This is a genomic window from Microbispora rosea, assembly GCF_900156315.1.
GTDB lineage: Bacteria > Actinomycetota > Actinomycetes > Streptosporangiales > Streptosporangiaceae > Microbispora > Microbispora rosea.
The window spans coordinates 117,165-132,588 of sequence record NZ_FTNI01000014.1 but is presented as its reverse complement, the minus strand read 5'-3'; the positions used below and the strand labels follow the sequence as shown (position 1 = coordinate 132,588).

Below are 15,424 nucleotides of genomic sequence, written 5' to 3'. Positions count from 1 at the left end.
GACGGGGGCGAGCTGCGGAATCCGCCTTCGTGATCATGCGCGAACGCCCAAGAGGGAACGACGACCAGCGCGAACACCAAACCTGATCTTGCAGCCCGCGAGGCATGCGACCCGATGTGTCCCACCTGCATGATCACGAACAGGAAACGCCCAGGTCAGGATGAGTGTACGTCATAAAACTGCAAGATCACCAAAGCCGAACGGCCTGGTAGCGGCCTCGCATGCGACAAACTACAAGATCACGGCGGTGGGTGGGGGGTGGGGGTTAGGCGGTGTTCTGGAGGGTCGTGGTCGGCATCAGGGAGTCGACGCCGCGCGCGGTCATGGGGCGCGCCACCAGATAGCCCTGTCCGCGCGTGCAGCCCATCTTGCGCAGCAGGTCGAGTTGCTCGGGACGCTCGATGCCCTCGGCGACGACGATCAGGCCGAGGTCGTTGCCGAGTTGCACGATCGTTCTCGTCAGCAGGGTCAGCGTGTCGTCGTTGCCGAGCCCGGAGACGAACGACGGGTCGATCTTGATCATGTCGACCGGCAGTTGGCGCAGGAACGCGAGCGACGCGTAGCCGGTGCCGAAGTCGTCGATGGCCAGCCGTACGCCGAGAGTCCTCAGCTCCGACAGCCTGCTGATCATCTCCCCGGCGTCCTCGACCAGCATCTCCTCGATGACCTCGAGGGTCAGCGCGCTGGCGGGCAGTCCGCTCTCGCTCAGCGCCTCCGCCACGGTCTCCACGAAGCGCGGGGCCATGATCTGCCGCGCGGACAGGTTCAGCGCCAGCCCGATGTCCCAGGACGACGCGCGCCAGGCCGCCACCTCGCGGCACGCCTCGCGCAGGATCCACTCGCTGAGCGGCACGATGATCCCGGTGTCCTCGGCGGGCCCGAGGAACTGCTCCGGCGGCACGAACGTGCTGCCCCGCCACCAGCGCACCAGCGCCTCGACGGCGGTCACCCGCGACGTGGCCAGGTCGACCACGGGCTGGTACTCGATCGCGAACTGGTTCTCCAGCAGCGCCCGCTGCAGGTCGGAGGCGATCTCCAGGCGGCGCAGGACGTCGGCGTGCATGTGGGTGGCGAAGACCTCCACCCGGCGTCCGCCGAGCTCCTTGGCCCGCGACATCGCCACGTCCGCGTTGCGCAGCAGGTCTCCGGGCGGCAGGTCCTCCTCGGCGAAGGCCACGCCGACGCTGGCCGTCAGCGCGATGTCCCGGTCCGCGACCCGGAACGGCTCGTTCGAGACCGCGCGGACGAGCCGCTCGGCCAGGTCGATGGCGGTCTGCGCGTCGGCGCCGGACGTGCCGCCCTCCAGCAGCACCGCGAACTCGTCCCCGCCCCACCGGGCGAGCGTGTCGTCGGCACGTACGGCCGAGCGCAGGCGGCGGGCGGCCTGGCCGAGCAGGTGGTCGCCGCTGGCATGGCCGACGGAGTCGTTGACGGAGGTGAAGCCGTCGAGGTCCAGGAAGATCACCGCGGTCCCGCCGGCGCCGCGGCGGGTGAGCACGTCCCGGGCGCGCTCCTCGAAGTAGGCCCGGTTGGGCAGCCCGGTGACCCCGTCGTGGAAGGTCAGGTGGGTGACCTGGTTACGCAGGGCCACCTGGTCGCTGATGTCGCGGATCGTGACCAGGACGAGGTCGTCGTCGCGTACGTGCCGGGCGGCGACGGACTCGGTGGGCCGCCAGGTGCCGTCGGCGGCGCGGAACCGGCAGGAGATGCGGGTGCCGCCCTCCTGTTCGGGCCCGTCGTCCTCGTCGGTCATGCGGTCGAGCAGGGCCTGTACGGCCGGCACGTCCTCGGGGTGGATGTAGTCGAAGATCGGCCGGAAGGCGAGGTCGTCGGGGCGGTAGCCGTACGTCGTCTCGAGACCGGGGCCCACCTCCTGGATGACCCCGCAGGGATCGCACACCAGAACGACGTCGCCGGTGCTCTCGGCGAGCCTGCGCAGTTGCTGCTCGCCGACGTCGACGAGGCGGCGCATGCCCGCGGTCTCGACCAGGAGCACGAACAGACGGCCGAGCAGGACGAGGACGACCGAGGCGGCCACGATCACCAGGGCGGCGTCACGGCTGTTGCCGATCGCGTACAGGGTGGCGACCAGCGTGGCGGCGGCGACCAGCACGAGCGGGGTGGCGGCCGTCAGCGCGGCGGGCAACGGCCTGGCCGGCCGGACCTCCTGCATCCACGGGGCGACGGCGAGGACCAGCAGCATGGCCGGGACGACGAGCCCCGCCGCGAGCGGTGGGGTGTCGCCGTCGAGGCGGGCGAGGGCCGTGGCCATCTCCGCCGCCGTTATCGCGGTGAGCAGCCCTACGCCGGTGAGCCCGACCACCCGGTTGCCCGACCGGGAGGCCGCCACCGCCGGTGTCACGGCGCAGGTCGCGAGCAGGCAGACCATGGGCAGCGCGAGCGCGACGAAGAACGCTCCGGTGTCCTCCGCCTTCCTGAACGCCGGGCCGAGCACGGCGACCCAGGCCACGGCGAAGACCGACGCCGCGCCCAGGTAGGCGTCGGCCCCCTGGCGTATCACCCCCCGCGTGAACGCGGGTGGTTTCACGGACATGCCGCAGCCGATCGCGAGCAGCACCGATCCGACGAGCATGAGCAGGTCGGCGAACGTGAGCACGAACGGCGTGCCGTCGGCCACGGGACGTACGCCGACGCCGAGGAGCCAGGTCAGCGACCCGGCGGCCATCCACCGCCACGCGCCGGGCTGGCGCCGGTGGACGGGGACGACGCGGGAGGCGGCCATGATCAGCGAGACGGCCGCGAGCAGGCCGGTGACGACCCCCGCGATCGCGGTCACGACCGGCGCCGAGCCTCCGGTGACCAGGGCCACGACGACCGCCACCGCGCCGAGTCCGGCCGCGGTGGTGAGTGGGACCCGGGGGTCACGCCTGACGTTCACGCGCGTCGCCTCTGCACCTGTCGCCGATCCACCGCCGGCCGTCGTGTCCGCCGGGGTTTCGGCCGAGTCCGGAGCCGTGTCAGCGTCGCCGGATTCGGTGGGGTGTGCCATCACTGCCCCTCCCGTTCTCGACTCGGCTTTACTCTCCCTGTCACATGGCCAGTGTGCGCACTGCCGCTGATCGAGAGGGGGACAACGAGCGAGTCGTCACCGATCTGATAACCAGCCGCGCACGCTGAGCTTCAGCGTACGCACCCCAGGTCACGAGGCAGCCACGTTCCGGAATCCTTAACGGAGCGGTCAGTAATGCCCGGTGATCATGTTATCGAGTGGACGGCCCGTCAGATGACGGATCACCTGTTCCCGCACCAGCCTCCGCGTACGCCGCACGGACGCGGGCGTGCTGCCGGCGATGTGCGGGGTGATGAAGACCCCCGGCGCGGCCCAGAGCGGGTGATCGGACGGCAGCGGCTCGACGGGGGTGACGTCGAGCGCCGCCCGCAGCCTGCCCGTCCGCAACTCGGCCAGCAGCGCGCCGGCGTCCACGACCGACCCGCGTGCGGCGTTCACCAGCAGCGCGCCGTCCTTCATCCGGGCGAGGAACTCGGCGTCCACCAGACCGGCCGTCCCCGGTGTGGCAGGCACCAGGAGCACGACCACGTCCGCGGCGGGCAGCAGCGCGGGCAGTTCGTCCTGGCCGTGGACGTTGTCGCGGGCCGTGCGCGCCACCCGGACGACGTCCACCTCGAACCCGGCCAGGCGCCGTTCGAGCGCCTCGCCGATCGAGCCGTACCCGACGATCAGCACGGTGCTGTCGGCGAGGACGCCGGTGTGGTGGTAGGTCCACTCCCGCCTGGCCTGGGCGGCCGCGAAGCCGGGGAACTCCCGCAGCATCGCGATCATCGCGCCCACCGCCCACTCGGCCGTGCCCGCGTCGTGGACGCCGCGAGCGTTGCACAGGACCGCCTTCGGCGGCACGTGCGGCAGGTAGGGCTCGACCCCCGCCGTCACGGTCTGCAGCAGGCGGAGGCCGGTCATGCGGCCCAGGAGGCCGGGGGTGTCCGGCACCGGGACCAGCGGAGGCACCCAGACCTCCACCTCCTCGGGCGGGCCGGGCGGCGGGGTCCGCCCGTCGTACACGGCGCAGTCGAGGGCAGGGAGTCCTTCGGGAAGCTCCGTGAGTGCGTCGGCGATGTCCTGTGATGCGACCCAGATCTTCACAGGAACAACCTAGGGAACCATCGGCCCCGCCAGCGAGTATGGGTACGTGAGGGAGGTCATCAGGGATGACGAACAGGCATGGGGTGGGCGCGGCGCTTCTGGGGGCGGCGCTTCTGGCGGCGACCGCATCATGCGCCCAGGGCGAGGAGGGCGGGGGCAGGACTCCCCCGCCGCTGCCCGCCGCGAGCGACGCTGCCGGTGCCACTGCGAGTGCCACCGCGAGTGTCGCTGCGGGTGCGACTCCGGGCGGCGGTGAGACGAACCCCACCCCGGCCGCGCCGCACACGCTGGTCACCGGCCTTACGGTGCCCTGGGCGATCGCGTTCCTGCCCGGCGGCGACGCGCTGGTGACCGAGCGCGAGTCGGCACGGCTGCTGCGGGTCACACCGCGCGGCCAGGTCCACGAGGTCGCCGTGATCGAGGGGGTGTCCGCGAGCGGCGAGGGCGGCCTGCTGGGCGTGGCCGTCTCGCCCCGCTACGCCGCCGACCACTTCGTTTTCGTCTACTTCACCGCCGGGAACGACAACCGGATCGTCCGCTACCGCTACGACGGACGGCTCTCCGACCGCAGGGTGCTCGTCAGCGGCATCCCGAAGGGGGCCATCCACAACGGGGGCCGCCTCGCCTTCGGTCCCGACGGCTACCTGTACGCCTCGACGGGAGAGACCGGCGAACGCGGCATGGCCCAGGACAAGAAGTCGCTGGGCGGCAAGATCCTGCGCATGACGGCCGACGGCAGGCCCGCCCCTGACAACCCCTTCGGCACCCTCGTCTGGACCTACGGGCACCGCAACGTGCAGGGAATGGCCTGGGACGACCGGGGGCACATGTACGCCACCGAGTTCGGCCAGAACACCTACGACGAGATCAACCTCATCGAGAAGGGCCACAACTACGGCTGGCCGGAGGTCGAGGGGGTGGGCGGCCGGCCCGGATACACCGACCCCCTGCTCACCTGGTCGACCGCCGAGGCGTCGCCGTCCGGCCTCGCGTACGTCCGGGGGGCGCTGTGGGCCGCGGCGCTGCGCGGCGAGCGCCTGTGGCGCGTGCCGGTGGACGGCTCGGGCCGCGCCGGACGTCCCGCAGCGCTGTACACGGGCGAGTACGGCAGGCTGCGCGCGGTGGCCGTCGCGCCCGACGGCACGCTGTGGGTGGGCACCAGCAACAAAGACGGGCGCGGCTCTCCCCGGGACGGCGACGACCGGATCCTGGTGGTGCGGCCCTCATCCTGAGCAGCGCCTCTCGATCAGCGCCTCCTGACCTGCGATCAGCGGCAGACCACCGGCGCCTGGGCGTGGTAGGTGGTGCGGAAGGTCTGCCGGGAGACCACTTCGCCGTCCTGCCGCAGCACCCGCGTCACCGAGGCGGTGAAACCGGGCTGCCCCTGCGTCGGCACGCAGCCCGGCCCTTGACCGGTCACGGCGGGCAACTCGGCCCGCTGCCCGACGACCGGCCCCTGCAGGTCCACGTCGTACCGCTTGGTGCTCCACAGCGTCACGGTCAGCGAGGTGCCCGTGGCGGACGCGTGGACGAGCACGCCGTACGGCGAGTCGTTCCTCCAGCGCAGGTCGGGGCCGGGGAAGGACACGGCGGCCTCGGTGCCGATCGGCAGTTGGGAGGCGTGGACCTCCGGCGGGGTGTGCTCGGCGACCCGGAGCCCGGCCTGGATCACGGCGTTCATCAGGGTCGTCGCGACCTGGGTCATCCCCGCCGCCTCCGCGCCGGCCCGGCCGCGGATCATGGTGGGGCCGATGCCGTCGAATCCCGCGGCCGCGGTGCGCGGGCCGACGACATCGTTGAACGAGAACGTCTCCCCCGGCTCCACGAGGCGGCCGTCGAGGAGCGCGGCGGCCGTGCGGATGTTGCCCGCGCTCTGGGGACAGCAGTCGTAGGAGGTGGTGAAACGGCCGATCTCCTCCCGGATGCCCATCCGCTGCACCGCGTCGTCGGTGATCCGCGGCGGGCCGTTCACGATCGACACGGCCACCGTACGGCTGCCGCCGTCGAGGGCGGCAGCCACGTCCGCGGCGAGGCGGTCGGTGTCCACCCGGTCGCCCGGCCGGCCGGGCACCAGGACCGGCCGGCCGTCCTTGACGGTGAAAGCGGCGTCGCGGGCCATCCGCGCGGGGTCCACCAGCGCGCTCTCGACGCCGGCGATCGCCGCCACGGCGTCGAAACGCGGCCGCAGGACCGCTCCGTCGGGCGCGAACGTCAGGTGCCGCGCCAATGTGGCCGGTGGCAGGCTGACGGAGGCGGTCCCGTTGGTCAGCGTGAGCGGCGCGGCCACCGCACGCCTCGCCCAGCGCAGGGCGCGCCGCACCTCGGCACGGGTGATGTGCGGCAGATCCCGCATCGTGGGCACCACGACGACGGCCTCGGGGTGGAGGTATCCCCTGACGATCTGGTCGGCCGTCCCTCTCCTGTCGATGACATGGCCGACCCGCGGATAGGTCGGGACCGGGGTGGTCCCCTCGAACGAGACGTCGCCCTCGCGCCCCGGGCGCTCCAGTGGCGCGGCGATGAACCTGTCCACCGCCTCGTCGAGTTTGCGGCGGTCCACCGACACGACGGGCTTCACCTCGTGGCTGCCGGTCAGCGCGTTCCACACCTCCGGCGGGCTGGGGAAGCCCCCCGGCGCGGCGTGGACCGTGGCCTCGGCGTCGAGCATCAGACCGGCCTGCTGCGGGTCCACGGTCAGCCGCCGCGTGCCCTGCCGTACGATCATCGGCGTCCTGGCCTGGGCGTACAGCCGTTCGCGCAACGTGTCGACGGCCTCGGTCCTGCTCTGCCCGCCGATGTCCACGCCGAGCACGGTCGTGCCGGGCAGGACCTTCCCCGCCATGGAGATGGCCGGCACGAGATAGAGCATCAGGACCAACGCCGCCAGGCCGATCAGCGCACGGCGGAGCGTACGGCCCTGCGGAAGGGGGTCGAGCAGGTCGGCGTCCGGCGGCGAGACGACGACGGGTTCCTCACGCGCCGGGCGCTCCGGGACCCGCCACGGCTCGACCGGCGGAGCCGCCGGCGGCAGGTTTCCGTTGCCGGACGGCTTGGCTGCCGGAGCGGCGGGAGCGGGAGGTTCGGCGAAGATGTCGGCCGACACCCCTTGGGGAAGGGCCGAGACTCCGCGGGGCAGCGAGGTGACGCGGCGCACCGGGTGTTTGCGCGGAGGCGCGGACGCCGCCCCGGACGGATCCGTGGGCGGGTCGACGGACGCTCCGGCGTTGCGCACGCCTCGGTCTCCTCCGGCTCAAGGTCAACGACGATCAGTTAACCCTAAAACACCCTCCGCTGGATATGTGGCGAAGTAACACCTTCCGCACTAACCCCTGGAGCGGTCCGGCCGCGGCCAGGCCGGCCCTGACCGGAGCGGGCCGGGGAAGGCCGACGGCCGGCCACGCGGAACCGTGACCGGCCGTTCTTCACGCCCTGCTATTCACGGCGCATCGCTGAGCTCTTCCCGGGTTCTCCCCGACTCCCCGGCGCGCTCGTCAGGCGCTCCCTAGCCCTGGACGCCCAGCTTCTCCAGGATCAGCTCACGGGCCCGGCCCGCGTCCGCCTTGCCCCGGCTGGCCTTCATGACGCCGCCGACCAGCGCGCCCACGGCGGCGACCTTTCCGCCGCGCACCTTCTCCGCGGCGTCGGCGTTGTCCGCCAGCACCTGGTCGATGATCGACGACAGCTCGCCCTCGTCGCTGACCACCTGGAGGCCGCGCTTCCCCACGACCTCGTCCGGGCCGCCCTCGCCGGCGAGCACGCCCTCCAGCACCTGGCGGGCCAGCTTGTCGTTCAGCGCGCCGGAGGCGACCAGCTCGGTCACCCGGGCGACCTGCGCCGGGGTGATGGGCAGGTCGGCGAGCGCCGTGGCCGACTCGTTGGCCCGCCGGGCCAGCTCGCCCATCCACCACTTGCGCGCGTCGGCGGCGGGAGCACCCGCGGCCACCGTCGCCTCGACCAGGTCGATCGCGTCGGCGTTGTGCATGGCGGCCATGTCCAGGTCGGACACGCCCCACTCCTGCTGGAGCCGCTTGCGCCGCGCCGACGGAAGCTCGGGCAGCGCCGCCTTCAGCGACTCGACCCAGGCCGGGTCGGGCGCGATCGGCAGCAGGTCGGGCTCGGGGAAGTAGCGGTAGTCCTGCGCCTCTTCCTTCGACCGCCCGGAGGTCGTCTGCCCCGTGTCCTCGTGGAAGTGGCGGGTCTCCTGCACGATCCGGCCGCCCTCGGCGAGGATGGCCGCCTGGCGCTCGATCTCCCCGCGGACCGCGCGCTCGACGCTGCGCAGCGAGTTGACGTTCTTGGTCTCCGTACGGGTGCCCCACTTTGACGAGCCGCGCGGCATCAGCGAGACGTTCACGTCGCAGCGCAGCGAGCCCTGCTCCATCCGCACATCGGACACGCCGAGCGAGCGCATCACCTCGCGCAGCTCGGTGACGTACGCGCGGGCGACCTCGGGCGCGAGCCGGTCGGTGCCCTCGATCGGCTTGGTCACGATCTCCACGAGCGGGATGCCGGCCCGGTTGTAGTCGACGATCGAGTAGTCGGCCCCGTGGATCCGCCCGGTCGCGCCTCCGACGTGGGTGGACTTGCCGGTGTCCTCCTCCAGGTGCACCCGCTCGATCTCGACGCGGACGATCTTCCCGTCCACCTCGACGTCCAGGTAGCCGTCCGTGCACAGCGGCTCGTCGTACTGGCTGATCTGGTAGTTCTTCGGCATGTCCGGATAGAAGTAGTTCTTCCGGGCCATCCTGCACCACGTGGCGATGGTGCAGTTGAGAGCGAGGCCGATCCGGATCGTCGACTCGATCGCCTTCTCGTTGGCCGTCGGCAGCGAGCCGGGCAGCGCCAGGCACACCGGGCAGACCTGCGTGTTCGGCGGCGCGCCGAAGGTCGTCGGGCAGCCGCAGAACATCTTCGAGGCGGTGCCCAGCTCGACGTGCGTCTCCAGCCCCAGCACCGGCTCGAAGCGCTCCAGCGCCTCGTCGTACGGCATGAGCGTCGCGGTATCAGCCATGCTGGTAACCCAGTCCTTCCAATGCTTCGATCATGTCATTCCACCATTGCTGGAAGGCGGGCACCTTCCGCAGTTCAGCGATGCCGGCGTTCTCCGCTACCGAGAGATAGAAGTTTCGGAGCGCGCCTTTCTTCTTCGGGTTCAGCCCCGCCTCGTCCCTCAGCAGCGCATCGATGACCACTTTGGGATCGGGGCAGGACTCGACCTCGGATCCGGACACGGGTTCCCGATTGAGCCGACGCAGATTCAGCGCTCTCACAAGGGCTGTCCGATCAGCGAGGAGCCAGGCCTCCGTCTCCCTCATCGGCACGACCGCGACCAGAGGCTCGCCGAGGTCACTCGCACTGTACGCCTGCCGGATACGTCCCAGGACGAGTTGCGACTTGGCCGGTGGGGCGCCGTCGTGATGATAGAGAACCACGTCGAAGGTCCCCCGCTCCTCCTTCAAGGTCTTGATCATCGTCTCCGGATGCTGATTGCCCGCCTCCGGGAGGGGCCGCACCTCCTGAACCTCACGGCAGGCTGGGAAGAACTCGACCACCAGTTCCTCCAGGGCCCTGCGCAGCAGGATCGGCAGGAACCAGTCGTCCGACGGCCCTTCTCTGATCAGGACGCGGCTAAGGCTCCACATCAGACCGGTTCCTCCACTCCGGCCCGGAACCTGCCGAGTTCGGAATCCGTCACGCGCGGCCACCGCTCGCCGTCCACCCGCACCGGCCCGGCGTCCTCTCGCAGTCGCCGCACCCGGCTCACTCGGCTGGCGATCCCGTCTTCCAACACGGTGGTCATGTCGAGGAACGCGATGTTCTCCCGCGGTACCACGTCGAGCACCACTGGAGAGTGACTGGTGAACAGGGCCTGCCGTTGCAGAGGCCGGTCCGGGCCGGACGTCGCTGCCTCGTCTTCCTCCGTGACCAACTCCCGGGCGAGACCGAGCAGCTGACGGAGTCTCTCCGGAAAGACGCCGTTCTCCGGCTCCTCGATGACGGCGGTTCCACCGTCGTGCAAGGCCGCCAGGATGGCCAGCATGCGCAACGTGCCGTCGGAGGCGAACTCGGCGTCCAGCCCCCGGTCGTAGGGGGACGCGAACTCGAGCCTGACGTCCCTTCGGCGCTCGTCCTCGACGATCTCGAAGTCGCTGATCTCCCTGACCAGTCCGACGAGGTGCATCTTGATCTCACCGACCACGCCAAGCGGCCTGTTCTCCGATGCCGTCTCACGCGCCAGGAATCTCAGGTAGTTCGGAAGATTCCTGGCGGTGGAGTCCATGCGACGGGGTCCGCCGAGCTCGCTCGCCCCGCGCAGGGAGCCCGCTTCCAGATGCAGCGACCTGACCTCGGTGAGCTCAAGCTTGATCCGCCGTACGATCTCCCCGTCCTGCTTGTGGTTACCGGAGAAGGCGTCCAGCGCGGGCCTTCCCTCCCGCACGACCCACTCGCCCTCCACGAGGGGAATGACCCGGTCAGGCGACGACAACGAGACGAGCCGCTGCGTCTCGATCGTGATCCCTTCGAGCCCGCCTTCGGGCACTGCCCACGCGAATCGCACCTCCCAACGCCAGCGGCTGCTCGGCGAGGAGCGCTGCGCCGGGAGAAGGAGTTCCAGAGCGAAACGCATCCGGTCGACGCGGGTGCCGTCGCCACGCTTGCGGAAGAGTCCCCGCGCGTCGCCGCGCACCTCCGACACGGCGGCGTCGACACCGCGGGTCCCGGCTGTCGCGACGAACGTCAGCGCATCGAGGATGTTCGACTTGCCACTGGCGTTGGTGCCGATGAGCACGAGGAACGGAGGCAGATCCAGCGCGAAGTTCTCGAACGACTTGAAGCCGTCGATCTCGATGCGGGTGATCATGCCGCCGTTCCCCTCCTCTCGGCGACTAGAGCGCGGGCGCGCGGGACAGCAGCGAGCCGCCCCACCGGCTCTCGAAGGCCTTCTCCACGGCGGCGCCGACCCGATAGCAGCGGTCGTCGGCCAGGACCGGGGCCATGACCTGCAGTCCGACCGGCAGGCCGTCCTCGTCGGCCAGGCCGCACGGCACCGAGATCGCCGCGTTGCCGGCCAGGTTGGTCGGGATCGTGCACAGGTCGGCGAGGTACATCGCCATCGGGTCGTCGGCCCGCTCCCCGATCGGGAACGCGGTGGTCGGCGTGGTCGGCGAGACCAGCACGTCCACCTGATGGAACGCCGCCTCGAAGTCGCGCATGATCAGCGTGCGGACCTTCTGGGCCTGCCCGTAGTAGGCGTCGTAGTAGCCGGACGACAGGGCGTAGGTGCCGAGCATGATGCGCCGCTTGACCTCGGGCCCGAAACCGGCCGCCCGGGTCAGGGCCATGACCTCCTCGGCGCTGCGGGTGCCGTCGTCGCCGACGCGCAGGCCGTACCGCATGGCGTCGAACCGGGCCAGGTTGGACGAGCACTCCGACGGCGCGATCAGGTAGTACGCGGGCAGCGCGTAGGAGAAGGTCGGGCAGGAGACCTCGACGACCTTGGCCCCGAGGGACTCCAGCAGTTCGACGGCCTCGTTGAACCGGGCGAGGACGCCGGGCTGGTAGCCCTCCCCGCCGAACTCCTTGACCACGCCGACCCGCATGCCCGCCACGTCGGCGTTCCGCGCGGCCTCGACGACCGGCGGAACCGGCGCGTCGATCGAGGTCGAGTCGAGCGGGTCGTGGCCGGAGAAGGCCTCGTGCAGCAGCGCCGCGTCGAGCACGTTGCGCGCGAACGGACCGGGTGTGTCGAGCGAGGACGCGAACGCGATCAGCCCGTAGCGCGACGAGCCGCCGTACGTCGGCTTCATGCCGACGATGCCGGTCACCGCGGCGGGCTGGCGGATCGAGCCGCCGGTGTCGGTGCCGGTGGACAGCGGCGCCTCGTAGGCGGACACCGCAGCCGACGAACCCCCGGAAGAACCGCCAGGGATCCTGTCGAGGTCCCAGGGGTTGTGTGTCGGGCCGTACGCGGAGTTCTCCGTGGACGACCCCATGGCGAACTCGTCCAGGTTGGTCTTGCCGAGGATCACCAGGCCGGCCTCGCGCAGGCGGCGGGTCACGGTCGCGTCGTACGGCGGGCGCCAGCCTTCGAGGATCTTCGAGCCGGCGGTCGTCGGCATGCCGGTCGTGGTGAACACGTCCTTGTGCGCGATCGGCACCCCGGCGAGCGGCCCGAGCGTCTCACCGGCGGCGATGCGCTCGTCGATCGAACGCGCCTGCGCCAGCGCGGACTCGGCGTCCACGTGCAGGAAGGCGTTGACCCGGCCGTCGACCTCGGCGATCCGGTCGAGATGGGCCTGGGTGACCTCGACGGCGGTGACCTCTCGGGAGGCGACCAGCGCGCCGAGCTCGGCGGCGGTCTTGCGAATCAGGCTCATTCTTCCTCCCCGAGGATCCGCGGCACGCGGAAGCGGTCGTCCTCCACGGCGGGCGCGCCGGACAGGGCGCCTTCGGGCGTGAGGCCGGGCCGTACGTCGTCGGGCCGGAACACGTTGGCCAGCGGAAGCGCGTGCGAGGACGGCGGAATGTCGTCGGCCGCCACCTCCGCGACGCGGGCGACGGCGCCGACGATCTGGTCGAGCTGGGCGGCGAAGTGGTCGAGCTCGTCGTCGGCCAGTGCCAGCCGGGACAGCCGGGCGAGGTGAGCGACCTCATCGCGGGTTATGGCGGACATGAGTCGTCGAACCCGTTTCATGATGGAGATTGGACCTTCCCATCCTAGGGCTCGTCGCCGAGCGCGGCCGACCCGACGACGCCGCGTCACATGGTCTTAATGCGACTCCTGCAGCGTGGCCGATGCGCTTCGGCGCCTCAGCGCGTGCGGCGCGGCGCCGGCGGCCAAGCAGGACAGGCAGGCAGGACGGCCCGGCACGGCGGCGCAAGACGACTGCCCAGCGCGTGCGGCCCAGCGCTACGACACACCGCGGCTGACCGGTCGGGCCGCCGGGTACGGCTGATCAGTGCGGCGCGAGGCGGGCGCCGCCGTTCTCGCGCTCCCGGAAGGCCGCGCTGAGCCGGCCGCGCAACCACGTGGTCGTCTCGCTCGCGGGCATGGGCTTGGCCAGCCACCATCCCTGGCCCGCGTGGCAGCCCATCTCGCGCAGCAGCGTCGCGACCTCCGGCGACTCGACTCCCTCGGCGACCGACCTCAGCCCGAGGGACCGTACGAGATCGATGATCGAGCGGACGATCCGCTCGTCGTCCGGCGACTCCCCGAGCCGCCGTACGAACGACGCGTCGATCTTGACCTCGGAGACCGGAAGCCGCTGGAGCCGGACCAGCGAGGAGTAGCCGGTGCCGAAATCGTCGAGGGCCAGCTGGATCCCGAGACCGGCCAGGGTGCGGATCGTGTCGGCGCTGTAGGCCTGATCGGTCATGAGGATGCGCTCGGTGACCTCCAGCCGGATGGCCTCGGGAGGCAGGTCCAGCTTCTCCAGCCCGGACTCCAGCTGCTCGGGCAGGCTCGAGTCCAGCAGGTCGCGGGCGGACACGTTGACCGAGACCGGCACGTCGAGGCCCGCGTGCCACCAGCGGGCCGCCTGCCGCAGCGCGTGGCCGATGACGTGCTGGGTGAGCTCGCGCATCAGATACGACTGCTCGGCCAGCGGGATGAACTCGGCGGGGGAGATCGGCCCGCGCACCGGGTGCCACCAGCGCAGCAACGCCTCGACGCTCTCGACCCTGCCGTCGTCCAGGCTCACCTTGGGCTGATAGTGGAGCTCCAGCTCGTCGGCGTCGATCGCCCGGCGCAGGTCGCCGAGCAGGCTGAGCCGTTCCGGCGAGTTGCGGTCCTTGCCCGGCAGGTAGAACTCGACGCCGGTGCGGCCCTCCTTGGCGAGGTACATCGCCACGTCGGAGCGCTGCATGAGCAGTTCGAAGTCCGGCGCGTGGTCGGGATAGAGCGCGATGCCGATCGACGCGTCGAGATCGAAGGTCATGCCCTCAAGACGTACCGGCTCGGTCAGCGCGACCCGCAGCCGCGAGGCGACCTCCCTGGCCGCGTGGGCGTCCCTGATCGACGGCAGCAGCACCGCGAACTCGTCCCCGCCGAGCCGGGCGACCACGTCGCCCGGCCGCACGCTGTGTGTGAGCCGGTGGGCCACGATCTGCAGCAGCCGGTCGCCGACGGGATGGCCGAGCGTGTCGTTGACCTCCTTGAAACGGTCGAGGTCGAGCAGGAGCAGCCCCACCCGCTCGTGCTCGCGCGCCTCGGCCAGGGCCTCCTCGGTGCGCAGGATGAGCATCTTGCGGTTCGGCAGGCCGGTGAGCCCGTCGTGGGTGGCCTGGTGGTCGCGGCGCAGCGAGAGCGTCGCGGTGAAGTAGACCGCGGTCAGCGGCGCGACGAAGAGAGGCACCAAAGCCGTGGAGTGCGCCATCACGACCACGACGAGCGGCGCGAGCCCGAGCAGCGCACCGTAGACGAGGGCCTGCGGGCCGATCGACGCCTTCATCACCCGGCCCAGCGGCCGGCGCTCGTGCAACGCCACCGCCTGGCAGACCAGGATCGCGCGGACCGCGAAGTACGCCCCCGCGGCCAGCGCGATGGCCGGGATGTCCCCGCCGTCGGGCGTCCAGGGGGCGAAGGGCGCCGGATGCGCGCCGAACGCGGCGAAGGCCGCCGCGGCCGCCGTGCAGGCCAGGGTCACCTGGGCAAGGTTGAACAGCACCCGATGCCAGGCCCTGCGGTGCACCAGTCCGCTGACCACCACGGCGACCGCCTGCATCAGCGCCGCCGTCGGCAGGCCCTGGTACATCACCACCGCGAAGGTGAACATCGTGGAGGCCGGCGTGCCCCCGACGAGCGTCGAGGAACTGAACATGACCGGGCGCAGCTCGCCCAGCACCACCAGGACGGTCAGCATCCAGAACAGCGGAGTGCGGGCCAGCTCGCCCAGCTCGCCGAAGCCGAGCCGTACCTGCGCGATCGCCAGCGCGGTGCCGCCGACGGCGGTGACCGCCGTGAGGTAGGCCCACAGGGGCGAGCCAGGGCGCGGTCCGGTGTCCCGAGTGTCGACGGGCGTGGACATTTCGCCCAGGTCGACGGCGGGCAGGAGGACTCGAGGTACCCCGGCGAGCGGCATGAGACCGCGTGAAAGCGTCATCGGTAAGAAACCCCCCAAGAGGTCACTATGGGAGGGTACGGCCTCTGGGCCACTTCGCGAAACCGCTTGGGCACACTCCGTCACCATGATTTCTGGAGATATCACGGTCTGACCGGAGTTGCGGTGAAAGTTTCAACTGGTCCACAGGACCGATCCCCCGCCCGCCTGCGCCTATTAGGTTGACCGCCCAGACAAACTCCGC

The 15,424-nt window shown here is 71.2% G+C and carries 10 protein-coding genes; 1 reads left to right on the top strand and 9 read right to left on the bottom strand.

Annotation, left to right across the window (positions count from 1 at the left end; genetic code table 11):
* Positions 1-265 precede the first annotated feature (265 nt).
* Positions 266-2,899: a putative bifunctional diguanylate cyclase/phosphodiesterase gene (locus BXA11_RS20560; RefSeq protein ID WP_239105089.1), complete on the bottom strand. Its 2,634-nt coding sequence runs from the start codon at positions 2,897-2,899 to the stop codon at positions 266-268.
* A 300-nt stretch (positions 2,900-3,199) separates the two neighbouring features.
* Positions 3,200-4,120, bottom strand: coding sequence for a 2-hydroxyacid dehydrogenase (locus BXA11_RS20555; protein WP_076436878.1), 921 nt, complete (start codon positions 4,118-4,120; stop codon positions 3,200-3,202).
* Positions 4,121-4,185: 65 nt separating this feature from the next.
* Here BXA11_RS20555 and BXA11_RS20550 point away from each other — a divergent pair, with 65 nt between their 5' ends.
* Positions 4,186-5,352, top strand: a complete 1,167-nt coding sequence (locus tag BXA11_RS20550) for a PQQ-dependent sugar dehydrogenase (protein WP_076436876.1) — start codon at positions 4,186-4,188, stop codon at positions 5,350-5,352.
* 35 nt (positions 5,353-5,387) lie between these two features.
* Here the strand turns inward: BXA11_RS20550 and BXA11_RS20545 are convergent, their stop codons facing one another.
* The 7 genes from BXA11_RS20545 to BXA11_RS20515 all read right to left on the bottom strand — a co-directional run bounded on the left by BXA11_RS20545 (position 5,388) and on the right by BXA11_RS20515 (position 15,147).
* A complete protein-coding gene (locus BXA11_RS20545) occupies positions 5,388-7,352 on the bottom strand; it encodes a VanW family protein (protein WP_076436874.1) in 1,965 nt (654 codons plus the stop codon).
* A gap of 270 nt (positions 7,353-7,622) precedes the next feature.
* The gene (gene gatB, locus BXA11_RS20540; protein ID WP_076436872.1) at positions 7,623-9,131 is read right to left on the bottom strand and encodes an Asp-tRNA(Asn)/Glu-tRNA(Gln) amidotransferase subunit GatB; all 1,509 of its coding nucleotides are present in this window, start codon (positions 9,129-9,131) and stop codon (positions 7,623-7,625) included.
* On the bottom strand, positions 9,124-9,762 hold the full coding sequence (locus BXA11_RS20535) for a DUF4276 family protein (RefSeq protein WP_076436870.1): 639 nt from the start codon (positions 9,760-9,762) through the stop codon (positions 9,124-9,126). Before BXA11_RS20535 ends, gatB begins: the two co-directional genes overlap by 8 nt.
* The gene (locus BXA11_RS20530; RefSeq protein ID WP_076436868.1) at positions 9,762-10,982 is read right to left on the bottom strand and encodes an AAA family ATPase; all 1,221 of its coding nucleotides are present in this window, start codon (positions 10,980-10,982) and stop codon (positions 9,762-9,764) included. Before BXA11_RS20530 ends, BXA11_RS20535 begins: the two co-directional genes overlap by 1 nt.
* A gap of 25 nt (positions 10,983-11,007) precedes the next feature.
* Positions 11,008-12,498 (bottom strand): Asp-tRNA(Asn)/Glu-tRNA(Gln) amidotransferase subunit GatA, encoded by a 1,491-nt coding sequence (gatA, locus tag BXA11_RS20525; RefSeq protein WP_076436866.1) that lies wholly within the window; start codon positions 12,496-12,498, stop codon positions 11,008-11,010.
* The gene (gene gatC / locus BXA11_RS20520; protein ID WP_076436864.1) at positions 12,495-12,794 is read right to left on the bottom strand and encodes an Asp-tRNA(Asn)/Glu-tRNA(Gln) amidotransferase subunit GatC; all 300 of its coding nucleotides are present in this window, start codon (positions 12,792-12,794) and stop codon (positions 12,495-12,497) included. Before gatC ends, gatA begins: the two co-directional genes overlap by 4 nt.
* Positions 12,795-13,077: 283 nt before the next feature.
* Positions 13,078-15,147: a putative bifunctional diguanylate cyclase/phosphodiesterase gene (locus BXA11_RS20515; RefSeq protein ID WP_076436989.1), complete on the bottom strand. Its 2,070-nt coding sequence runs from the start codon at positions 15,145-15,147 to the stop codon at positions 13,078-13,080.
* Positions 15,148-15,424: the final 277 nt, after the last annotated feature.